The following is a 22638-nucleotide window of genomic DNA, read 5'->3' on the forward strand; positions in this document are numbered from 1 at the left end:
ACAGGACCGTGAAACGACTTTGCGCCGATGATAGTGCTGCAACCAGTGTGAAAGTAGGTTATCGTCAGGCTAGTTATTTAGAAAACCCCCGTCAAGTTAGCTCTTGGCGGGGTTTTTTGCATTCTGCCGTCAGGACGTGTGAAACCTGGCCACGTCAAGCGTCGCCAGGATTGTCACCGGATGCGGTTAAATTACACGCCCCAGAGGATGTCGTGGCCTTCCGTCGAAGCCGCGCGCAGCATTTGCAGCAGCGGATAGACCCGCTGGCCAAAGCCGACATGCTGTTTTTCCGGCAAATCGTTGCCGTCGCCATCAAGCGCATCCACGTTATGCGTGGTGTCCTTGTGGTGTTCGATATCCAGGTCTTCGATATGCTGTTTGCTGAGCTGGACTTCTTTTTCCAGCAGCGCCAGCACATTGGGCGCTTCGGCTGCGGTGATCACGCCCCGCTCGGGACGCTTATTCAACACTTCAAGTATGCGTTCCGCGTGCTCCTGGTACATCATGACTGCCGGAGAGGATTTGGATTTAAACGTGATCATGGCGTTGTCCCGTCCTGTTGTTGTCCGTGGTTCAACGATAGCACGACTTAAGGACTTGCACACTAACAGTCTGTTTACTCGGCTTTAAAGGACGTCAGGAAGGTATCGACCGCTTCCTTGTCCACCTGCTTTTCCTTGCCCGCCACGATGGCTTGATAGACGTGCTTATCCTTGGCAACAAAGCGCCCGAACAGCACCATGGTTTCGCCATTGCGCGTCCCTTTTGCTTCGATGCTGATAGTGCTGCGCTGCGCGCCGCCGGCCGCCGCGCTGTCCTGTTTTTCCGATGTGATGGTGGCGTTCAAGTTCTTTGCCATCGCGGTTTTCATGACGGTAATGGCTGCTTGGGCGCGTGCCGCATCGGGCAATTCCGCACTGCCGACAGCAAACGTCACGCCATCGATTTCCGCTGCGGCCATGTGCATGCTGACCTTGTCCTCGCCTAGATGGATGTTGCGGCTCTGCGTAGCAGGCTTGCCAGGAAACAGCACCGTATAGGGAATGCCAAGGTTGCGGTAATCGCGCCAGTCGAATTTCGGGCTGCACGCACTCAACAAAATGGCCGCTGCCAACGCAGCCGGCACGGCATGGGTAAGGGATCGGATTTTCATCCAGCGATGTTAGCACGCTGTCCCCATCTGCTATGCTGACGCCTTTGTATGAGTGATGGAGTAACCAGCATGGTTTCGCTGCAAGAACAATTAATGAAGGCCGGTCTGGTCGATAAAAAGAAGGTTCAAAAGGTCAACCAGGACAAGACCAAGCAAAAGAAGGAAGAACGCCGCACCGGCCAGCAAAGCGTTGACGAAGCAAAGCTGGCGGCAGCCGAGCTGCAGCGCAAGAATGCCGAGCGTGCGCGGGAATTCAATGCGCAGCGCGATGCGGCCGCCAATGAAAAAGCCGTCCAGGCGCAAATCGCGCAACTGGTGCAGAAAAATCGCCAGCAAAAAGGCAAGGGCGATATCGCGTACAACTTCACCTATGGCGCCAAAATCGAACGGATTTACGTGTCCGCCGCCGTGCAGGAACACCTGGTGGCAGGCCGCCTGGCGATTGTTGGCATGGGCGACAATTTTGAACTGGTGCCGCGCGTGATTGCCGACAAAATCGCCGAGCGTGAAGCGGCGCGCGTGGTCCGGGCCAAAACCGTGGCCACGCCGGCGGAAGACGATCCGTACGCGGACTTCAAGATCCCCGACGATTTCACGTGGTAAACGACAGCGCGCGCCGGTATTGAACCGCTTCATTCAAGTGCTTCAAGGTGATGGCTTTGGCGCCATCGAGGTCGGCGATGGTGCGCGCCACCCGCTGCACGCGGTGATAGGCGCGCGCCGACCACTGGAACTGCTTCATGACTTCGCGCAGCCTGGCCTGGCTGGGCGGGTCCAGCTTGCACAGCCGTTCCACTTCGCGTGTCCCCAATAACTGATTGCACTTGCCTTGCCGCTCCAGCTGGCGATTGAAGGCTTGCGCCACCCGTTGCGCCACCATCGGCGTGGCATCGGCGCAGGGGGGCGCTTCCAATTCCTCGGTCGTCAATGGATTGACATGGATCAGTAAATCCATGCGGTCCAGCAGGGGACCGGAAATGCGGCCCTGGTAACGGGAGATGGTGTCGTTGGCGCATTTGCATTTACCGCTGGCGTGGCCGTTGTAGCCGCACGGACATGGGTTCATGGCCGCCACCAGTTGGAAGCGCGCGGGAAAGTCCGCATGGTGCGAAGCGCGCGATACCGTGACCGTGCCGGTTTCCATCGGCTGGCGCAGCACGTCCAGCACGCGGCGGTCGAATTCCGCCAATTCGTCCAGGAACAAGACGCCGCCATGCGCCAGCGAAATTTCTCCCGGCTTGGGCGTACTGCCGCCACCCACCAACGCCGGTCCGGATGCCGTGTGATGCGGGGCGCGGAAAGGGCGCCGCATCCACCGCGCCGCATCAAAGCAGCCCGCCAGCGATTGCACGGCGGCCGACTCCAGCGCTTCATCATCCGTCATCGGGGGCAATAGTCCGCCCAGCCGTAGCGCCAGCATGCTCTTGCCTGCACCCGGCGGCCCGACCAGCAACAGGTTGTGGCGGCCCGCCGCGGCAATTTCCAGTACCCGCTTGGCCTCCGCCTGTCCCTTGACGTCGGACAGGTCAGGGTAATGATCGACGGCCTGATCCTGTGCCGCCAGATGGCGCGGCAAGGCGCCGCTGCCGTCAGTGCAGGCGAAGTGCCCGCACACCTGCACCAGCGAGGCGGCGGGATAAATCGACGCCCCCTCGACCAGTGCCGCTTCCGCTGCGTTGGCCAGCGGCAGGATAAAAGCGCGCCGCTTGCAGCCCGTGATGGCGTTGCGCCGCATCGCAAATGCCATGGCCAGCGTCCCGGGAATCGCGCGCAATTCGCCGGTCAGCGACAGCTCGCCGGCGAATTCATAATCGTCGAGCGGCGAGGTGGGAATCTGGCCTGAAGCGGCCAGGATGCCGAGCGCGATCGGCAAATCGAAGCGCCCTGATTCTTTCGGCAAATCAGCCGGCGCCAGGTTGACGGTGATGCGCTGGTGGGGCATTTCATAGCCGCACGACATGATGGCGGCTTGCACGCGGTGGCGGGCTTCCTTGACTTCGGTGTCGGGCAAGCCGACGATGGCGAATGCCGGGAGTCCATTGGCAAGATGAACTTCCACATTCACTTCCGGGGCTTCCATGCCCGCCAATGCGCGGCTTTTCAGGATGGCCAGGCTCATGGCAGTTCCTTGCAGTGACAGGGAACCGCCATTGTCCCGCCGGGACCCCGCGTACCTGTTGCGCCGGCACAGCCGGATGCGGGTTACGCGCGCTGCAAGTCCTGTTCGGCAGGCCGCGCCAGGCGCTTGTCGCGGAAAAAGTCCCATGCGCTTTCCGCGATCTCGAAATCCGCGCTTTGGGCGCCCATCAGTTTGCCGATGAGTCCCGGATAGCGGCGGCTGATACTGGGTTCCGCATGGCCGCCACGCTCGATGCGGATCAGGCCGACCTGCAGGTCATCCGGCGCGTCACCCCAAAGCGTGAAGGTGCTGCGGGTGTTGTCCCAGGCGTTGCGTCCGGGAATGTCGGTCACGTCGGGCGTATCCGGCAATCCCGCCAGTTCGCGCCACACTTGCGCACTGTCTTCAAAGCTGTTGACGGGTTGCGAGAACCCCAGCGTGTACCAGTACTTGCCGCCGCCATAGGGCATCAGCGGATCGGCGGTTCCGCCCACGATCAGCGCCGGTAACGCCACCCGCGGTTGCATCGCATGGCTGCGCGGCGGCATGCTCGCCAATACGGCGGAAAACGCGGCCAGCCGGTGCGGGATTTCCATCGCGGTGCGGTACGCCATCCAGCCGCCGCGCGATACGCCGATCACGTACACGCGCTCTGCATCCGCGCCAAGCGCGTCGAGCGCATGATCGATGACGGCTTCGATCAATGCCACGTCGTTTTTCCGCGCCACGCGCGCCGCACTGGCAAAGCATTCATTCCAGCCGCCTTTGCCGGCGTCCGGCGCGGCAACAATGACCTGCTCACGTTCCGCGATTTCCAGCCAGAGCGACAACGGCGACGGCGGGAATGCCATGCCGAGCACCTGTTCCGCCGATGCGCCGGCGCCATGCAGGACGATGACCAGCGGCCGCTTTCCCGCCCGGGTGGTGGTGGGAATCCCCAGCAGGCAGTGGCGCAAGCCTTCGGGCCGCTCCAGCACGAGTTGCGTTACCGGTGCGCTGGGACTGCCGACCGTTACGCTGCCCAGCAGCGCAGCGTTGATCCAGCTGGCTGCGCCTGCGGTCGCCCGCTTGTCGTGAGCCGTACCCATGCAATCTTTCGAAAAGTTAAAAAATAAATATTAACACGAAGTAATCATTATTAAATCCCGCATCATTTGTCCAGCCCTGAACTCGAATACAACAGGCGGGGAAAATTGATTGCAAGTAAATGTTGACCGGCATACGCTGTCTGCTGGCCTTTCACTCTGTTTTCCATCATGTTCGAAAGGGTATCCGCATGAGATTCAGCAACGTCTTTGCGCTGGCGCTTGCCGGCGGCTGCATGGCGCCGGCAATGGCCCAGTACTCCACCGTTAACGGTTGCGACCGCTCGTATGCATTCCGTGCCGATGTCGGCACCAACGTCGGTCAGCAGTTGTGCGCATCCAACTCTGACGTCTTTATCGACGCCGTGCGCAATTTCACGCTGAGTAACCTCGGCTACACGCAAACCTCGCCCGCCAATGTGCAGGGTCGTTTCAACGACGTGGGCGTGTTCATCAACTATGCGAGCAATTCGCGCACGCTGACGTATAACTTCCCGGAGTTGCGTATCTCCGGCCAGTTCACCGGCAGCAACCGCGATGACAGCGAAGAACAATTCATCGACTTCGTGAAAAAGTCCGACCTGATCGGCAAGATCATGAACTACCAGGCCATGCATTCCGCCACCAGTGCGATCACCGGCATGGGCGGGGCGATTCCCATGGCGGGCCAGGCCGATTTCGCGGCCAGTTTCGATCCGATGAGCCAGATCGTGTCCGGTCCGACCGGCATGGATACCGGCAGCAATAACCTGATCGGCGTGGGCCTCGGTTATTCCAGCTTCAATATCGATGGCAGCGCCGACCGCGTGCGTGCCACCACCTTGCCGCTGTCGTACACCATCCGCAATGACATCGACCCGCGCCGCCAGCTGGTGTTTGCGGTACCGCTGGCGCTGGTCAAGGTTGGTGAAGCCGATACCTATCACGGCGGTTTCGGTGTGTCATACCGTTACCCGATGAGCGACCGCTGGACCCTGACGCCAGGTGGCAAATATTCCGTGGTTGCCTCGAAAGATCGCGCCACGGTCTCGACCATCGCCTCGGCCAGCCTGATGAGCACTTATGTATTTGCGCTGGGCGGCAACCAGGCGATCGCCGTCGGCAATATGCTGGGCTACTACAAGACCGGTAAATTCTCCAGCCGCGACTTTTCGTTCGACCCGGATATCGCGCTGACCATGGCGCGCAATGGCGTCATGTATTCGATGCCGACCACCATGATGGGTGGCAAAATGGCGGCGGAATTCTCGCTGATCGATACCCGTTACCTGGGCGACAAGCCATTCGTCGACAATACCCAGGAATTCGGCGTCACGGTCGGCACCAACCGCAACGCCGCCAATGCGCGCAGCTTCCTGCGTGGCGGCCTGTCGTTTATCCGTGGCAAGGCAACCAAGGGTGTGACCGTTAATATCGGTTACTGGTTCTGATCGATACGACGGGCCGGGGAGGCCGGCCCGCAAATCCATGGCCTTCATAGTCAAGAACATCGCGCTATTGCCTGCGCTGACGCTGACGCTGGTGCTGTCGGCGCCGGCGTGGGCCGACCGTACCACCGACCAGGTGGCCATGGCGGCCAGTGGCCGCTTCGACCAGCTGGAAAAAGTCCTGGAAGAACAGGCGGCGCGGGGGCCGCTCGACACGCGCGACCGCCATGCGCTGTGCTACGCCTATTCCAAAACCAAACGCTATACGCAATTGATGGCGTGCCTCGACCAGCTGGCCATCCTGCTGCAAAAGAGCGGCGATAAAAGCACCCGGCTGTTCGCGCTGGAAGATGCCACGCCGGCGCTGGGCCAGATGCGGGCCGAAGCGCTGCTCGACCTCGGGCAATATGACGCCGCCATCAAGATCGCGCGCGCCAACGTCGCGTGGCTGGAAGAAGACCAGAGCGACGACCTCGACATGGTCTACAACAGCATGGCGGCAGTGGCGATCGGCCACGCCTTGAATGGCGAAAAGGCCAAGGGACATGCCATTGTCGACCGCATGGTCAAGGCCCAGGGCAGCATGTTTTCCGCCTACAGCAGCGCCAAGGCGCTGGCCATTGCGCGGGCCCGCATGGCGCTGGGCGACTGGCAGGGCGTGCTCGACGCGCTCGACAGCGACAAGCTGTTTTCAGTCAATATCTTCCTCGACAAGTTGTTCAGCGGCGGGTTCCTGACCGGCGTGAACAACTGGGTGTGGGTGGAATTGCCGCGCGCCTTCATGCTGAACAAGGCCTTGCTGGAAACCGGGCGGCTGGAACAGGCCAGGGCCGGATTCGACCGCGTGCTGGCGCTGCCGCAAGTGAAGGAAAACGGAGAGATTTACTGGATGCTGTTGTCCGAACGGGCCCGCATCGCGGAGCAGACGGGGGATAAGGCGGCCGCGCTGGCATGGCTGAAACAGGCGATCGATGTGGTGGAAGACCAGCGCGCCAGCATCAATACGGAAACCAGCAAGATCGGTTTTGTCGGCGACAAGCAGGCGATCTATGCGCGCGCCATTGCATTGGCGCTGGCGCTGAAGCAGGCCGACAGTGCCTATGAATTGATGGAGCGGGGCAAGTCCCGCGCGCTGGTGGATTTGCTGGCGGCGCGCAGCGGCGGCGCCAACTTGGCGGGCCGCAGCGCCGACAGCGCGCGCCTGTTGAAGGCGTACCAGCAGGCGGCCGAACAGGCGGCGGCGCAGCTGCCGCTGGACATGGCGCGCGCCGGTGGCGCGGAGTCGCGCAGCGCCGCGCGCCAGCAAGTACTGCAACTGAAAGCGGCCGATCCGGCTTTGGCGTCGCTGGTCAGCGTGGGGGCGCTGTCGCTGGCGGACGTGCGGCGCTACCTGCGCCCCAATGAAGTGCTGGTCGAGTACCATCAGCACGGCGGCCAGTTGGCGGTGGTGGCGGTCAGTGCGGATCAGGTGCAATCGGCGGTCATCGACGGCGTCAACCTGGAGCGCGACGTGCGCGCCTTCCGCGCCCATATCGAACAGCAGCAGCCCGGCGCGCTGGCGATGGGGCAGGCGCTGTACACGAAATTGCTGGCGCCGGTCGCCGGCCTGCTTGCCAACCGCCACCTGGTGATCGTGCCGCATGGCGCGCTGCACTACTTGCCGTTTGCCGCGCTGCACGACGGCAAGGATTATCTGCCCGCCGGCCACCAGTTGCGCTTCCTGCCCAGCGCCAGTGTGCAGCAATACCTGCGGCCGCCGCGCGCCGCGCAAATGGACAGCATGCTGGTGTTCGGCAACCCGGACTTGGGCAATCCGCAACTGGACTTGCCTGCGGCGGAGGAAGAGGCGCGCAAGATTTCCGGCATGCTGCCGGGCAGCCGGTTGCTGACCCGTGGCGTGGCGACGGAATCCGCATTCAAGGAAGTCGCGCCGCAATTCCGTTTCCTGCACGTGGCGGCGCACGGCCAGTTCCGCGCCGATGTGCCGCTGCAATCGCGGCTGGCGCTGGCGTCCGACAAGCGCAATGACGGTTCACTGACGGTGTCGGAAATCTATGGCTTGCAGCTCGATGCCGACCTGGTGACGTTGTCCGCCTGCGAAACCGGCTTGAACCGCGCCATGAGCGGGGATGACCTGATCGGCATGACGCGCGGTTTCCTGTATGCCGGCAGCAGCAACATCATCGCCAGCCTGTGGGAAGTGGACGATGAGGCGACCGCGGAACTGATGGTGATGTTTTATGAAAAGCTGCGCGCCGGGCAAAGCAAGGCGCAGGCGCTGCAGGAAGCGCAGCAGGCACTGTGGAAGAAATTCCCCGAGCCGCGCTACTGGGCCGCGTTTTACCTGACCGGGCAGGGGGCCTGATGTCGCATCCGGCCCGTCCGCTGTGGTCCGATGCCGCCGGCGCGCTGGCGATGGCCGGCTATGCGTTGCGCCACATCCACGTGCTGGGCCGTCCGCCGCACCGCAGCCGGTTCTTGCGCCTGCTGCTGGACATGGGGGCGCGCGGCCTTGCCAGCACCAGCCTGGCCGCCGCGATCGCCGGCACCTTGCTGATTGCGCTGCTGGTGCGCACCATAACCGCCAGTCCGGAACTGGCGGTGCGGCTGCTGGCCGTGCTGCTGGTGCGCGAAGCGGGGCCGATGCTGGTCGCGATTCCCGTGTTGCTGCGCACCGGCACCATGATGACCGCGCGGCTGGGCAGCATGCAGCACGATGGCGAAGCGCGCAGCCTGCGCCTGCTGGGACTGTCGACCCGAGACTACCTGGCGGTGCCGATGGTACTGGCCTGTATTTGCGCCTGCGTGCTGCTGACCGTGTATGTCGAAGCGGCCGCCGTGGCCGGCGGCATTGTGATTGCTGCGGTGCTGCTGGAGTTGCCGGCCCGTGAATTGTTCACCCACCTGGCGCTGGTATTGTCGCCGCGCGATGTCGCGTACGTGGCGGTGAAAAGCATGGGCTTTGGCCTGGTCATTGCCAGCGTGGCGGCGTGGCATGGCCTGGGCCGCAGCGACCATACCAGCCTGCCCGATACCGTCGGGCGCGCCGTCATGCAGAGCGTGTTTGGCCTGCTGCTGCTCAATATCGTCGCGGCCGTGCTGTTGTATGGCCCGCTGGCGGCGGGGGCGTGATGTACCCGCTGATTGAATTCACCGGCGACGATGGCAGCGAGCATGCCGTGATGCAGGGCCGCATCAGCGCCATTGCCTGCGCACGCCGCACCGATTGCGGCGCGTTCGTTGACCAGTTGCTGTTGCCCGAGCATGACGAGGACAGTGAATTCCACGTTGGCAAACACCGCGTGCGGCGCAAGGTCGCGGTGCACCAGATCGGCCTGGTGTCGCGCAAGGCCACGGTGCTGGGCCAGCTCAGTGTACGCGACAATATCGCGCTGCTGGAACCGGCCGGCCTGGCGCGCAAGCGCTTCTGGCGCGCGGTGGACCAGGCGCTGGACGATACTGGCTTGCTGGCCGGCGTGGATCCCGGCTATATCGTGTCCGGCCTGCCCTGGCACATGCAGGTGGAAATCAATTTCCTGCAAATGTGGCTGCGCCATCCGGAATGCATGCTGTTCGACCGCGTGTATGAGCACGACGATGCCGATAACCTGCTGCACTTGCCGCAGCTGTTCCGCCGCCGCTATCCGCTGCGCGCCGTCTGCTATTTGCAGCGCGGCGCACTGCCGGCCGGCCTCGGTGTCACCGACGTGGTGCATTTATGAGCCGGCACCTGCCATTTGCCGGCGCGGCGCCGCCGCTGGCGCGCAGGGCGTGGCTGCTGGCCATGCCGGCGCTGCTGGCGCTGGCGGCCTGGTTTTTGTACACCGCGTCGCAGCAGGGCATGTTGAGCAGCAAGGAGCGCATTCACTTCCTGGCGCCGACAGCGGCCGGCATGACGCCCGGCATGCCGGTCAAGCTCAATGGTTTTATCGTCGGCGCGGTGGAACGGATCGCCTTGCTGCCGCCGACGGTGCAATCGAATTTGCGGGTACGGGTGGAGCTCGGCATTTACCGCAATTACATGAGCTATGTGCCGCGCACCACGATCGCCAGGCTGACGCAGGAAGGCATGCTGGGGCCGAACGTGATTGAATTGCACCCCCAGCGCTATGACGCCCGCCCGGTCAGCGCGGGCGATGTGCTGGCGTATGAACGCACACCGGGCCTGGCGGAAATCGCCACCCACTTCCAGGAAAAGCTGGCGCCCGTGATCGAGCATGCGACCACCTTGGGGGCCAACCTGAATGACCCGAAAGGCAAATTCCAGGGCGCGATTTCCGCCGCGACCAATGCGATGGAGCGCTTGCCCGCCACGGCCGACCGGCTGGAAGAAACCGCGCGCCGCGCCGGTGACGACATTCACAAGCTGGAGGTGCGCGCCGAGCGCAGCATGGACAAGACCGACCGCGCACTCGATGCTGTCAACAGCAAGTTGCCGGGCTTGCTGGACAAGGCCGACAAGACGGTGGCGGACTTGCAGGCGGCCGGCGCTAGCGTCAAGCGCATTACGGGCGACACCGAACAGGCCGCGCCCGGCCTGCTGCAGGATGCGCAGCAAATTGGCGCGGATGGCACGCGCCTGATGCAGGGCGCGACGAAAAGCTGGCCGATGCGCCTGTGGCTGCCGCCGCCGCAGCCGCGCGGCGTGGCGATCGACAGCCAGCAGGATTTGCCGCTGCCGCCGGTCGCGCCGGCGCCGGGATCGGCGGTGCCACAGGCATCGCCACAGCCGCCTGTGAAGGAGCGGAAATGACCGGCGCACGGCAGCCTTGCCAGCCGCCAGCCGGCGGCGCCGCTGTTGCATGGCGCTGGAGCCTGCGGCACAGGTGGCCGCAGGGTGTGCCGCCGGATTGGCTGCGGCAATGGCTGCGGCAGTGGCAGTTGCAGCGGCACTGGCACTGGCACTGCCGCCCGGCGTTGGCGGCGCTCAAGACGCCGCTGGCCATGCTGGCGTTGGCCGCCTTGCTGGCCACCCTGGCCGGTTGCGCCACGCCCAAAGCATTGTCTCCCAGCCAGGCGCAAGCCGTGGCGCTGAACCGGCAGGGCATGGACAGTTTTGCCGGCGGCGATTGGGTGCGTGCGCAGCATGCCTTTGAAGTGGCGCTGCGGCTGGAGCGGGCGGTGGAAAATGAAGAGGGCATCGCCCTTAACCTGTTGAATCTGGCACAGTGCCACCAGCGGCTGGGCAAGCCGGAACTGGCGGCGGCCATGCTGGACCAGTTGCTCGATGGCGGCGCGGTGGCCTTCAGCCCGCAGCACCGTGCGGAAGCGGCCTTGCAGCACGCGTTGCTGTCTTTCCAGCGCCAGGACATGGCGGCGGCCGAGCGCTGGCAGCGCGAAGGCGTGGCGATTTGCGGCGACTGCGCGGTGGCGGGTAAATTACGCGGCCTGGGCGCGCGCCTGGCGCTGCAGCGGGGCGATGCGATCGACGCGTTGAAGGCGGCGGGGGAGGCGCTGGCAAAGAGTGGCGACGATGCCGTGGAAAAAGCCAACGCCTTGCGCCTGCAGGGGGCGGCGCAACTGGCGCTGGGGCAAAAGCCGGCGGCGGAAGCGGTGCTGTTGCAGGCGCTGGCGCTGGACAAGGATGGCGGATTGCCCGACAAGGTTTTACAGGATTTGCAGTTGCTGGGCCATGCCGGCGCGGACCCGGCGGCGCAGCGGCGTTATTGGCGGCGCGCGCTGGCGGTGGCGCAGGCGGCCGGCAAAGCCGCCGCCGTGGCAGAAATAGAGCGCGCACTTTCGGCGTTGCCTCAATAAAGACATCCATGACAAGGAGGGAAGAACGATGAACAAAGCATGGCGGTGGATACTAACGGGGTTATTGCTGGCCTGTACCTGGGCGGCGCTGCCGGCCCGTGCGGCCGGCGCCAATGACGTGGTCGGCATGGTGCTCGATGTGCAGGGCGCGGGCGAGGTCTTGCAAAAGGACCGTGACAACAAGGACGTGGTCAGCAAGTTGCAATTGCTCGGTTACGTCAAGGCGGGCGCGAAAATCAAACTCGATGCCGCCAGCAAGGCGTCCGTGTCGCACTATGGCGCGAAACTGATTTATCAAATGACCGGGCCGGTCATGGCGGAAGTCAGCGGCGATGGCTTGAAAATCATCAGCGGCAAGGCGCCCGTCACCCGCTCGCTGGCGGAAAAAATCGTGCAGGCGGCGGTCAATCCGAACCTGGGCGCGGCCGCGTTCAAGATGCGGGCGCTGGGCCAGGATATCGCCATGCTGTCGCCATCGAACCGCAGCAAGCAGGTATCGTCCCGTCCCCGCTTCCAGTGGGGCGCGCCGGAACCGGGCAGCTTCCAGGTCACGGTGACGGAATTGCCCGATACCGTGGTGCAGCGCGCCACCGTGGATGGCATGGCGTGGGAATTGCCCGCTGGCGTCAAACTGGTGCAGGGCAAGGATTACCGCTGGAGTGTCAGTGGCACGGCGCCGGATGGGCAGCCGCGCAGCGCGTCGGCGGATTTCTCCATCGCGACCCAGGCCGAAGCGGACAGTGTGCTGGGCTTGCGCCCGCCCGCCAGCGCGGCGGTCGAGGAATGGGTGCTGTATGTGGTGATCCTGCGTGACCGCGGCATGGTGGACGAGGCGCGCGATGTGTGGCGCATCGTTGCCAGCCAGCGTCCGGATTTAAGCAGCGCCAATCCGCTGGCGCGCTGACACACGGGCGAGGGGGCGGACGGATGGAATTCACGGGCAGCAGTGTCGGCAGCGGCATGCGCAAGACCGGCGCGGTGCTGGGATTGCTGGTGGCCGCCGCGATAGCGGCGCTGTCGATGCTGGCCGCGCCGCTGGTGGACACCCGCCTGCTCGACACCCAGTTCGAATTCAACCGCCGCTATTTCCCGCAACCGGTCGCCAATGATGTGGTGCTGGTCGGTATCGATGAAGCGTTCCTCGATACCGTGGAAGAACCGCTGACCCTGAGCCACCGCTACCTGGCGGAATTCCTGGGGGCGGCCAGTGACGCGGGCGCCACCGTGATCGGGCTGGACCTGGTGTTGCCGGAAAAGCGTTTTGATACGCTGGTCTCGGTGCGCAATCCGGACATGGATTTCCACCGCACCTTGTTAGCGGGCCTATTGCGCACCCTGCCCAACACCAAGCTGGTGCTGGCCAAGGTGTGGGATTTCCAGCGCGGCCATTACCGCGATATCCACATCGATTACGCGGCCGTGCTGTCGTCGCAGCAAGAGCCGCAAGCCCTGGCGTCGGCGCTGTTTTGCAGCGACGACGATGCGCGGGTGCGGCGCTATCCCGACCCGGGCTGGAATTGCCTGCCTGATCGCAGTCCCCACACGCTGTCCAGTGAAATGGCCGCCGCGATGGGCGTGCGGGGCGAATGGCGGGGGCTGATCAATTACCAGATCGGCGCGGAATTCCATTACCTGCCGCTGGGCGAAGTACTGCAGCTGGCGCGCGACGGCAATACCGAGCGCTTGCGCGCCATCTTCGACAAGCGCGCCGTGCTGATGGGAACCGTGCAGGACGACACCGACCTCGTCAACTTGCCGGTGGCGCTGGCGGGGTGGCGGCCCGGCGTCACACGCCAGCCCGGTGTGCTGGCCCATGCGCAAGCCGTGCGCAGCATGCTGAACCAGGGCATGGTGCAACCGGTGTCGCCCGGGCTGCAGGGATTGATGGCGCTGATTGGCGCGCTGTTCTGGTTCCATCCGGCGGTGGCGCGCAAGCTGATTTTGGCGGCGATCGTGTCGGCCGGCTTGCTGGCGGCCAGCGCCGTGTGGCTGCGGTCGGGCTGGTGGGCTACGCCCGGCGCGGCGCTGCTGGCCATGTGGTTTGCCGCGCTGGCGCGTTCCGCGTGGCAGGCGTGGCGCAATTTCCGTGAAAAGCAGCGGCTGCGCCGCAGTTTCTCCGGGTATGTCAGTCCCCACGTAATGCAGCAAATCATGAGCGGCGACCTCGATGCGGGCCGGCGCGGCGTGAAGACCGAAGTCTGTGTGCTGTTTTCCGATATCCGCAATTTCACCGCCATGAGCGAACGCATGGAAGCGGAACAGGTGGTGTCCTTATTGAACCGTTATTTTGCGCGGATCACCGCAATGGTGCACCGGCATGGCGGCACCGTCGATAAATTCATCGGCGACGGCATGATGGCCTTTTTTGGTGCACCGAATGTCTTGCCCAGCCCGGAGAAAGCGGGCCTGGAAGCGGCGCGCGACATGCTGGCGGAGTTGGCGGCGCTGAACCGGGAGCTCGAGGAAGAGGGCTGGCCGCCACTGGCAATGGGCATTGGCTTGCACAGCGGGCCGGCCGTGATCGGCTATATCGGTTCCAGCGACCGCCATGAATACACGGCGATTGGCGACACCGTCAATGTGGCGTCACGGCTGGAAGGCATGTGCAAGCAGTTCGGCTTTCCCGTGGTGTGTTCGGGGGAAGTGGCGCAGCGGGTGGGGTTGCCGGAATTTTTATTACCGCAGGGCGAACATGCGCTGAAAGGGCACAGCGCGGTGGCGATCTATGGCTGGGATCCGTTGCAAGCGCCGTCGTGACGCGGGCATGGCGGGTTTATAAAACCCGCCCTACGCAGCCAAGCCGGTGTGCATCTCAGGGGCCCGGGGCTGCAAACTTGTAGGGCGGCTTTTACAAAGCCGCCAAGCGGACCCGTGCCGCTATTTCAGTCCTTATCCGCCGCAAACTTCGCTTCCAGCTCCGCCAGCCGCGTTTCCAGCGCTTCCAGCTTGGCGCGGGTCTTGGCCAAGACTTGCGCCTGTACATCAAATTCTTCCCGCGTCACCAGGTCCAGCTTGGCAAGGCCCTGGGTCATCATGGCTTTGACATTCTTTTCGATGTCCTTGGCAGGCGAATTTTCAATTGCCTGGTTGATCTTGCTTTGCATGTCATTGAAAAAGCTGTTCATGTCCATGGGTGGTTCCTTGATCTTTTTGAAATGTCTCTAAAAACGCACCAACGTGGTGCGTTACAACCTTACTATGCAACGACATGGTGCAACGGCATGGTGCAAACGCACCAACTATATAGGTCGAACACTAGTGACTATACGGTAGCCGCTTCATCACGGTGCCTGTCCGGTGCGCTGGCACGCATTCTGCTAAAGAGGTAGTGAACGTTTAGGCTCAGCCTGGATTTTAAACCGCAATAGCTCATCAAGTTCAATCTAAAGGATATCGCTATGAAATACATGACCAAGCCCTCGTCTGTAGCAGCCGCAGTTGCCCTGGCGGTTGCCGCAATGGGTGCAGGACTGGCGCATGCAGAAGAAGCCAAGCCGGATCACGAGGTGTCCTACAATGCAGCGGTCACCACCGACTACCGCTATCGCGGCATTTCCCAAACGCGCCTGAAGCCTGCCCTGCAGGCGGGCGCTGATTACGTGAACAACCCGACTGGCCTGTATGTGGGGACGTGGGCCTCGTCCATCAAGTGGATCAAGGACGGCGGCGGCGACACCAATCTCGAATGGGATATCTACGGCGGCAAACGCGGTGAAATCGCCCCGGGCGTCAGCTACGACGTCGGCGGCCTGTACTACTTCTACCCATCCAACGGCCTGAAGCCAAGCGCCAACACGTTTGAACTGTATGGCCAGATCGGCTACGGCCCTGCCACGCTGAAGTATTCGTCGTCGACCACCAACCTGTTCGGCTTTGCCAACAGCAAGCACTCCGGTTACCTGGATGCGCAGGTCAACCAGGAAATCGCGGCAGGCCTCGTGCTGAACTTGCACGTGGGTCACCAGAAAGTCAGCCATAACAGCGCCGCCAGCTACACCGACTACAAAATCGGCGTGACCAAGGACTTTGGCGTTGCCAGCGTGTCGCTGGCCGTGGTCAAGGCGAATACCGATGCATACGTGGGCGCGGGCGGCAAGGACCTGGCGAAAACCGGCGCCGTGCTGACTGTTTCCAAAGTCTTCTGATAGCGAGGCATTCCATGAAACTGATTACCGCAATTATTAAACCCTTCAAGCTGGACGAAGTCCGCGAAGCCCTGTCGGCCATCAATGTCCAGGGTATCACCGTGACCGAAGTGAAGGGCTTCGGCCGTCAGAAGGGCCACACTGAACTGTACCGTGGCGCCGAGTACGTGGTGGACTTCCTGCCAAAAACCAAAATCGAAGCGGCGGTGGATGACGCCGTGGTCGAGCAAGCCATCGAAGCCATTGAAAAAGCCGCACGCACCGGCAAGATCGGTGACGGCAAGATCTTCGTGTACAACCTGGAACAGGTGGTCCGTATTCGTACCGGCGAGACCGGCAACGACGCACTCTGATGCAATTAAATTGGGGATGATAGCCATGAAAAAAACCATAACGAAAATGCTGGCCGGGGCGGCGATGCTGTTCGCCTTCGGCGCTGCGCTACCGGTGCACGCGCAGGATGCCAAACCTGCTGAAACCGCGGTGGCTTCCGCCGCCGCCGCCGCGCCAAGCGCGGCGCCTGCCCCTGAAGCGGCAGCACCGGCGCCTGCCGCCGCCGCAGCAGCAGCACCTGCCGAAGCCCCTGCCGCACCGGCGCCGGTCGCCAACAAGGGCGACACCGCGTGGATGTTTGTCGCGACCCTGCTGGTGATCCTGATGACGATCCCTGGCCTGGCCCTGTTCTACGGCGGTCTGGTGCGCGCCAAGAACATGCTGTCGGTGCTGCTGCAAGTGTTCTTCATCTTTGCCCTGATCATTACGCTGTGGTGCCTGTACGGCTACTCGCTGGCCTTCACCGAAGGCGGCGCGTTCTACGGCAAATTCGACCGCCTGTTCCTGAACGGCATCTGGGATCCGGTCAAAGCCACCTTCAGCGTTGCCGCCACCTTCAGCAAAGGCGTGGTGATTCCTGAATTTATCTTCGTCGCGTTCCAGGGCACCTTTGCCGCCATTACCTGCGGCCTGATCGTCGGCGCCTTCGCCGAGCGTGCGAAATTCTCCGCCGTGGTGGCCTTCATCGTGGTGTGGTTCACCTTTGCTTACCTGCCGATCGCCCACATGGTCTGGTTCTGGACCGGTCCTGACGCGATCAAGGATGCGGCAACCCTGGCCACCGAATCGGCCAAAGCCGGCTTCATCTGGCAAAAAGGCGCGCTGGACTTCGCCGGCGGCACCGTGGTGCACATTAACGCCGCCGTGGCCGGCCTGGTCGGCGCGATCATGATTGGCAAACGTGTTGGTTATGGCCGCGAATCGATGGCGCCGCACTCGCTGACGATGACCATGGTGGGCGCGTCGCTGCTGTGGGTGGGCTGGTTTGGTTTCAATGCCGGTTCGGCGCTGGAAGCTGGCGACGTGGCCGCACTGGCCTTCGTCAACACCCTGCTGGCAACCGCTGCCGCGACCGTGTCGTGGGTGGTGGGCGAGTGGATCATGAAAGGCAAGCCTTCGATGCTGGGCGGCGCGTCCGGCGCGGTGGCCGGTCTGGTGGCCATCACCCCGGCAGCCGGTTATGTCGGCCCGATGGGCGGCCTGGCCATGGGCCTGCTGGCTGGCGTGATCTGCCTGTGGGGCGTGAACGGCCTGAAACGCCTGATCGGCGCGGATGATTCGCTGGACGTGTTCGGCGTGCATGGCGTGGGCGGTATCCTGGGTGCGTTGCTGACCGGCGTGTTTGCTTCGCCATCGCTGGGCGGCCAGGGCATCTTCGACTACGTGACCAACAAGATGTCGGCCGATGCATACTCGATCAGCTCGCAAGTGATGACCCAGGCTACCGCCGTTGGCATCACCATCCTGTGGTCGGCTGTGGTTTCCGTGATCGCCTACAAACTGGTGGACATCGTGATCGGCCTGCGTGTACCGGAAGAAGAAGAGCGCGAAGGCCTCGATATCACCAGCCATGGTGAGCAGGCATACCATTCCTGATTCTTGCGGTTTTAGTAAGAGGGCGCCCGAGAGGGCGCCTTTTTGCATTTCAAGCCTTTAAATTGCCACTTTTGCCCCGATTTGGTGAGTTTGCACGGTAATATAAGACTGTTTTTCTACAGTTGTTAAGGAAGCAACCATGGTCCCCCACCTCGTCACGGCCCTGACTGGGCCGCTGCTCGACCTCGAAGAAAAGATCATCGCCGCCACGCCGGCCATCGAACGCTGGTTCCGCCTGGAATGGCAGGAACATACGCCGCCGTTCTATTGTTCCGTTGATTTGCGCAATGCCGGCTACAAGCTGGCGCCGGTCGATACCAACCTGTTCCCGGCCGGGTTTAACTACCTGGCGACGGAAATGCTGCCGCTGTCGGTGCAAGCCGCGATGGCGGCCATCGACAAATATTGCCCGGACGCGCGCAATCTGCTGTTGATCCCCGAGGTCAAGGACCGCCACCCGCGCTACCTGGAAAATATCGCGCGCCTGATGCAAATCTTCCGCCAGACCGGGCTGCATGTGCGCCTGGGCTCGCTGTCGCCGGAAATTACCCAACCCACGCCGCTGGCGCTGCAAGACGGCAATATGCTGGTGATCGAGCCGCTGGTGCGTTCGCCCAATGGCCGCCGCCTGGGCCTGAAAGATTTCGATCCGTGCACCATCCTGATCAACAATGATTTGTCGGCCGGGATCCCCGATATCCTGCAAAACATCCACGAACAGAGTTTATTGCCGCCGCTGCACGCGGGCTGGGCGCTGCGCCGCAAGAGCAACCACCTGACCGCGTATGACGAAGTGGTGAAGAAATTCGGCAAGATGATCGGTGTCGATCCATGGATGCTGAACCCGTTCCACGCCAAATGCGGCGAAGTGGATGTGCACAGCGGCGACGGCCTCGATTGCCTGGCCACCAATGTCGATGCGCTGCTGGCGAAAATCCGCAAGAAGTACAAGGAATACGGCATCAAGGACCAGAAGCCGTTTGTCATCATCAAGCCCGATGCCGGCACCTATGGCAAAGGCATCATTTCCGTGCGCGATGCGGCGGAGTTGAAGGAATTGACGGCCGCGCAGCGTGAGCGCATGTCGATCATCAAGGATGGCAAAGTGGTGTCGGACCTGAACGTGCAGGAAGGCGTGCCGACCTTTGAAAGCATGAAGGATTCCGTGGCGGAGCCGGTGGTGTACATGATTGACCGCTACGTGGTGGGCGGCTTCTACCGGGTGCACGCCGAGCGCGGCGTCGAGCAGAATTTGAATGCGCCCGGTTCGCAATACATGCCGCTGGCGTTCGCGCAGCAGCACGCGGTGCCGGACGTGAAAGCCAAGCCGGGCACGGCGGCGCCGAACCGCTTTTATGTCTATGGCGTGGTGGCGCGCCTGGCCTTGCTGGCGGCGTCGCTGGAAATGGAGCGGACCGACCCGAATCCGGAAGTATATTAAAAACTGGGTGCCGGGCCTTCAGGCCGGGCATCCACATTTTAGAATGGGTGCCGGGCACGTCCGATGCGATCAGGCGAAGTCGGCTAAAATCGAACCATTCCCTCTCTAGAACGCCACCATGAAAATAGCTTTCCTTGCCGATCCGCTGACCAGTTTTAAAACCTACAAGGATTCGACCTACGCCATGATGGCGGAGGCGGCGCGGCGCGGCCATGAAATCTATGCGTTCGAGCAGCACGACATGGCGTTGCAGGAAGGCGTGGTCACGGCCCGCGTGGCCAAAATCACCCTGACCGGCGATGGCGATGACTGGTACCGCGCCACCGACGTGCACGAGTCGCGCCTCGACGCGTTCGACGCCGTCATCCAGCGCAAAGACCCGCCGTTCGACATGGAATACGTGTACGGCACGTATCTGCTGCAATTGGCGGAGCAGCAGGGCGCGCGCGTGTTCAACAAACCGTCCGCGATCCGTGATCACAACGAAAAATTGTCGATTGCGCAATTCTCGCAATACACCGCGCCGACCCTGGTCAGTTCGTCGGAACAGCGGTTGCGGGAGTTCCACCGCCAGCACCAGGATGTGATTTTCAAGCCGCTGGACGGCATGGGCGGCGCCGGCATTTTCCGCGTCAAGGACGATGGCCTGAACCTGGGCTCGATTATTGAAACGCTGACCGGCAATGGCGTGCGCACCATTATGGCGCAGCGCTATATCCCGGACATCGTCAAAGGCGACAAACGCATCTTGCTGATCGATGGCAAACCGGTACCGTTTGCCCTCGCGCGCATTCCGCAGGCCGGCGAAGTGCGGGGCAACCTGGCGGCCGGCGGCACCGGCGTGGCACAGCCACTGTCGCCCCGTGACCGCGAAATTGCCGAAAGCCTGGGCCCGGTACTGGCGGCCCGTGGTTTGTTGCTGGTAGGATTGGATGTCATTGGTGAAAACTTGACAGAAGTGAATGTCACCAGCCCGACCTGCTTCCAGGAAATTACGCAGCAAACCGGCTTCCAGGTGGCGGCCATGTTTATCGATGCGGTCGAAGCACGGGCGGCGGAAGCCAGGGTGTAAGCATGGTTGGCATCTTGTTAATGACGCATGCGCCATTGGGCCAGGCTTTTATCACGGCGTGCAACCACGTGTTCCGCGCCGAGACCGACGCGCTGGAAGCCATCGACGTGATTGCGGACCAGGATTTGAATGAAGTACAGGCGCTGGCGCAGGCTGCCATCAAGCGTCTCGACAGTGGCGACGGTGTGCTGGTGATCACCGATATCAAAGGCGGCACCCCCGCCAATTGCTGCAACAAGCTGGCCGATGCCGGCCGCGTGGAAGTGATTGCCGGTATCAGCCTGCCAATGCTGTTGCGTGCGATCACGTACCGCCGCGACACGCTGGATGTGGTGGTTGAAATGGCCTTGGCTGGCGCGCAAAACGGCGCGGTGCGGGTCGATAACCGTATCCGCGTGGTGTAAATAAACCGAGAACCCATATGATCCAGCAAGAACTCGAAATCATTAACAAGCTGGGCCTGCATGCACGGGCCTCCGCCAAGTTCACCCAGCTGGCGGCCAAGTACAAAAGCGACGTTTTCCTGACCCGCAATGCGCGCCGCATCAACGCCAAGTCGATCATGGGCGTGATGATGCTGGCGGCCGGCAAAGGCGCCAAAGTGGTGCTGGAAGCGGATGGCCCCGATGAGCAGGATTGCATCACCGCGCTGACGGCGCTGGTCAATGACAAGTTCGGTGAAGGCGAGTAATGCCGGATGACCGCCGCCCACACAAAATACTGAAAAACATGGCGTCGTTCTCCCTCCACGGTATCCCGGTTTCACGCGGCATCGCGATCGGCCGCGCCCATTTGCTGGCACCGGCCGCACTGGACGTCAAACATTACCTGGTGCAGGAAGAGCACCTGGAAGCGGAAGTCACGCGCCTGCGCGAAGCGCTGGCCACCGTGCACCGCGAACTGCAAACCTTGTGGAATGACTTGCCGAAGGATGCCCCGACCGAGTTAGGCGCATTCATCGACGTGCATGCACTGATCCTGTCGGACCCGATGATTTCGGAAGCGCCGCTCGATATCATCCGCACCCGTCACTACAACGCGGAATGGGCGCTGCTGACACAGATCGATGAACTGTCGGCGCAATTCGACGAGATTGAAGACCCGTACCTGCGCGAACGCAAGGCCGACATCCAGCAGGTGGCCGAGCGGGTATTGAAAGTATTGATGGGCAGCGAACCGCTGCCGGTGAAGCCCGGCGACGATCCGGATGGCTTCCAGGCGCAAATGGTCGTGGTGGCGCACGATATTTCGCCGGCCGACATGCTGAAGTTCCGCGACCGTTCCTTCATTGGCTTCATTACCGATGTGGGCGGCCAGAACTCGCACACGGCCATCGTGGCGCGCAGCCTCGATATTCCGGCCGCGGTCGGCATGTCGCAAGCCTCGACCCTGATCGAGCAGGATGACTGGATCATCATCGATGGCGACACGGGTGTCGTGATTGCCAACCCCAGCGCGCTGGTGCTGGAACAATACCGCGAGCGCCAGTTGCAGCAGCAGCGCGCCCGCAAAAAACTGCAAAAGCTGAAGAAGACGGCTTCCGTCACCAAGGACGGCACCGCCATTACGCTGCTGGCCAACATCGAATTGCCGGAAGATTGCGAAGCGGCGATGGATGCGGGCGCCCATGGCGTCGGCCTGTTCCGTTCCGAATTCCTGTTCATGGGCCGCGCCGCCGCGATTCCGTCGGAAGACGAGCAATTCGAGCAATATCGCAAAGCCGTTGAAATGATGAAGGGCCGGGTGGTCACCATCCGCACCCTGGACTTGGGGGCGGACAAGCCGCTGGACCAGGCCGACCACACGGCGCTGAACCCGGCGCTGGGCTTGCGGGCGATCCGCTATTGCCTGGCCGAGCCGCAACTGTTCCTGTCGCAACTGCGCGCGATCCTGCGCGCATCGCACTATGGCAAGGTGCGCATCCTGATCCCGATGCTGGCCCATGCGTTCGAGATCGACCAGGCGTTGGCCATGATCGAACAGGCCAAGGGGCAATTGCGCGACGCCGGCATCCCGTACGATGCGTCGGTGGAAGTGGGCGCCATGATTGAAATCCCGGCCGCGGCCCTGTCGCTGCCGATGTTCGTCAAGCGCATGGACTTCCTGTCGATCGGCACTAACGACCTGATCCAATATACGCTAGCAATCGACCGGGTTGATTATGAAGTGGCGCACCTTTACAATCCCCTCCATCCCGCCGTGCTCCAGCTCATCGCCATGACCATCGCTGCCGGCCACAAAGCCGGCATCGACGTGGCTGTCTGCGGTGAAATGGCAGGCGACGTCAAGCTGACGCGCCTGCTGCTGGGCATGGGACTGCGCGAATTTTCCATGCATCCGGCGCAGCTCCTGGCGGTCAAGCAGGAAATCCTGAACAGCGACCTCGGCCTCATCATGCCGCAGACGCGCAAGATCCTGCGCGCGGTGGAGCCGAACGCCATCGCGGATGCCGTACAGGCATTGCAAGCTCTATAAGAGATTGTTCACAAATTGTGCGGGACCTATCATTA

General features: G+C 62.6%; 22 protein-coding genes. 17 read left to right on the plus strand and 5 right to left on the minus strand.

Features of this window, described 5'->3' with window-relative positions; genetic code table 11:
* Positions 1–191: 191 nt before the first annotated feature.
* Together AC1RRC_RS26410 and AC1RRC_RS26415 are read right to left on the minus strand one after the other, a co-directional pair.
* Entirely contained in the window at positions 192–542 is a 351-nt protein-coding gene (locus AC1RRC_RS26410; protein ID WP_493058589.1) for a DUF1840 domain-containing protein, read from the minus strand.
* A gap of 74 nt (positions 543–616) precedes the next feature.
* A complete protein-coding gene (locus AC1RRC_RS26415) occupies positions 617–1096 on the minus strand; it encodes a hypothetical protein (RefSeq protein ID WP_493058590.1) in 480 nt (159 codons plus the stop codon).
* A gap of 126 nt (positions 1097–1222) precedes the next feature.
* On the opposite strand from AC1RRC_RS26415, the gene AC1RRC_RS26420 reads away from it, so the two are divergent.
* Positions 1223–1756 (plus strand): DUF2058 domain-containing protein, encoded by a 534-nt coding sequence (locus tag AC1RRC_RS26420; RefSeq protein WP_493058591.1) that lies wholly within the window; start codon positions 1223–1225, stop codon positions 1754–1756.
* Here the strand turns inward: AC1RRC_RS26420 and AC1RRC_RS26425 are convergent.
* Positions 1746–3272 carry a YifB family Mg chelatase-like AAA ATPase gene (locus AC1RRC_RS26425; RefSeq protein ID WP_493058592.1) on the minus strand — a complete coding sequence of 509 codons (1527 nt, stop codon included), beginning with the start codon at positions 3270–3272 and terminating at the stop codon, positions 1746–1748. The two genes, AC1RRC_RS26420 and AC1RRC_RS26425, sit on opposite strands and share 11 nt — an antisense overlap.
* Positions 3273–3355: 83 nt before the next feature.
* A complete protein-coding gene (locus AC1RRC_RS26430; protein WP_493058593.1) occupies positions 3356–4360 on the minus strand; it encodes a CE1 family esterase in 1005 nt (334 codons plus the stop codon).
* Between the two features lie 188 nt (positions 4361–4548).
* On the opposite strand from AC1RRC_RS26430, the gene AC1RRC_RS26435 reads away from it, so the two are divergent.
* Genes AC1RRC_RS26435 through AC1RRC_RS26470 form a run of 8 tightly spaced genes read left to right on the plus strand, consistent with a single transcriptional unit; the run spans position 4549 to position 14298 of the window.
* Positions 4549–5787 (plus strand): hypothetical protein, encoded by a 1239-nt coding sequence (locus AC1RRC_RS26435; RefSeq protein WP_493058594.1) that lies wholly within the window; start codon positions 4549–4551, stop codon positions 5785–5787.
* A gap of 37 nt (positions 5788–5824) precedes the next feature.
* Positions 5825–8149 (plus strand): CHAT domain-containing protein, encoded by a 2325-nt coding sequence (locus AC1RRC_RS26440; protein WP_493058595.1) that lies wholly within the window; start codon positions 5825–5827, stop codon positions 8147–8149.
* Positions 8149–8916, plus strand: coding sequence for an ABC transporter permease (locus AC1RRC_RS26445; RefSeq protein ID WP_493058596.1), 768 nt, complete (start codon positions 8149–8151; stop codon positions 8914–8916). Before AC1RRC_RS26440 ends, AC1RRC_RS26445 begins: the two co-directional genes overlap by 1 nt.
* Positions 8916–9506: a hypothetical protein gene (locus AC1RRC_RS26450; protein WP_493058597.1), complete on the plus strand. Its 591-nt coding sequence runs from the start codon at positions 8916–8918 to the stop codon at positions 9504–9506. Before AC1RRC_RS26445 ends, AC1RRC_RS26450 begins: the two co-directional genes overlap by 1 nt.
* The gene (locus tag AC1RRC_RS26455; RefSeq protein WP_493058598.1) at positions 9503–10537 is read left to right on the plus strand and encodes an MlaD family protein; all 1035 of its coding nucleotides are present in this window, start codon (positions 9503–9505) and stop codon (positions 10535–10537) included. Before AC1RRC_RS26450 ends, AC1RRC_RS26455 begins: the two co-directional genes overlap by 4 nt.
* The gene (locus tag AC1RRC_RS26460; RefSeq protein WP_493058599.1) at positions 10534–11541 is read left to right on the plus strand and encodes a tetratricopeptide repeat protein; all 1008 of its coding nucleotides are present in this window, start codon (positions 10534–10536) and stop codon (positions 11539–11541) included. Before AC1RRC_RS26455 ends, AC1RRC_RS26460 begins: the two co-directional genes overlap by 4 nt.
* Positions 11542–11569: 28 nt before the next feature.
* Positions 11570–12445 carry a hypothetical protein gene (locus tag AC1RRC_RS26465; protein WP_493058600.1) on the plus strand — a complete coding sequence of 292 codons (876 nt, stop codon included), beginning with the start codon at positions 11570–11572 and terminating at the stop codon, positions 12443–12445.
* A 23-nt stretch (positions 12446–12468) separates the two neighbouring features.
* Positions 12469–14298: an adenylate/guanylate cyclase domain-containing protein gene (locus AC1RRC_RS26470; RefSeq protein ID WP_493058601.1), complete on the plus strand. Its 1830-nt coding sequence runs from the start codon at positions 12469–12471 to the stop codon at positions 14296–14298.
* Between the two features lie 125 nt (positions 14299–14423).
* On the opposite strand, the gene AC1RRC_RS26475 is transcribed toward AC1RRC_RS26470, so the two are convergent.
* Positions 14424–14672: an accessory factor UbiK family protein gene (locus AC1RRC_RS26475; RefSeq protein WP_493058602.1), complete on the minus strand. Its 249-nt coding sequence runs from the start codon at positions 14670–14672 to the stop codon at positions 14424–14426.
* Positions 14673–14939: 267 nt separating this feature from the next.
* On the opposite strand from AC1RRC_RS26475, the gene AC1RRC_RS26480 reads away from it, so the two are divergent.
* The 8 genes from AC1RRC_RS26480 to ptsP all read left to right on the plus strand — a co-directional run bounded on the left by AC1RRC_RS26480 (position 14940) and on the right by ptsP (position 22603).
* Positions 14940–15686, plus strand: coding sequence for a TorF family putative porin (locus tag AC1RRC_RS26480; RefSeq protein ID WP_493058603.1), 747 nt, complete (start codon positions 14940–14942; stop codon positions 15684–15686).
* 14 nt (positions 15687–15700) lie between these two features.
* The gene (locus tag AC1RRC_RS26485) at positions 15701–16039 is read left to right on the plus strand and encodes a P-II family nitrogen regulator (protein ID WP_155442327.1); all 339 of its coding nucleotides are present in this window, start codon (positions 15701–15703) and stop codon (positions 16037–16039) included.
* A 25-nt stretch (positions 16040–16064) separates the two neighbouring features.
* Positions 16065–17615, plus strand: a complete 1551-nt coding sequence (locus tag AC1RRC_RS26490; RefSeq protein WP_493058604.1) for an ammonium transporter — start codon at positions 16065–16067, stop codon at positions 17613–17615.
* Positions 17616–17754: 139 nt separating this feature from the next.
* Positions 17755–19056 (plus strand): glutamate--cysteine ligase, encoded by a 1302-nt coding sequence (gshA, locus tag AC1RRC_RS26495; protein WP_493058605.1) that lies wholly within the window; start codon positions 17755–17757, stop codon positions 19054–19056.
* A gap of 118 nt (positions 19057–19174) precedes the next feature.
* Positions 19175–20128: a glutathione synthase gene (gene gshB / locus AC1RRC_RS26500; RefSeq protein WP_493058606.1), complete on the plus strand. Its 954-nt coding sequence runs from the start codon at positions 19175–19177 to the stop codon at positions 20126–20128.
* 2 nt (positions 20129–20130) lie between these two features.
* A complete protein-coding gene (locus AC1RRC_RS26505; RefSeq protein WP_493058607.1) occupies positions 20131–20532 on the plus strand; it encodes a PTS sugar transporter subunit IIA in 402 nt (133 codons plus the stop codon).
* A gap of 17 nt (positions 20533–20549) precedes the next feature.
* Positions 20550–20819 (plus strand): HPr family phosphocarrier protein, encoded by a 270-nt coding sequence (locus tag AC1RRC_RS26510; RefSeq protein WP_154375684.1) that lies wholly within the window; start codon positions 20550–20552, stop codon positions 20817–20819.
* 38 nt (positions 20820–20857) lie between these two features.
* Complete coding sequence (gene ptsP / locus AC1RRC_RS26515) at positions 20858–22603, plus strand: phosphoenolpyruvate--protein phosphotransferase (protein WP_493058608.1); 1746 nt, start codon at positions 20858–20860, stop codon at positions 22601–22603.
* Positions 22604–22638: the final 35 nt, after the last annotated feature.

The sequence above is a fragment of the Pseudoduganella sp. GW821-FHT12E03 genome (assembly GCF_058807115.1).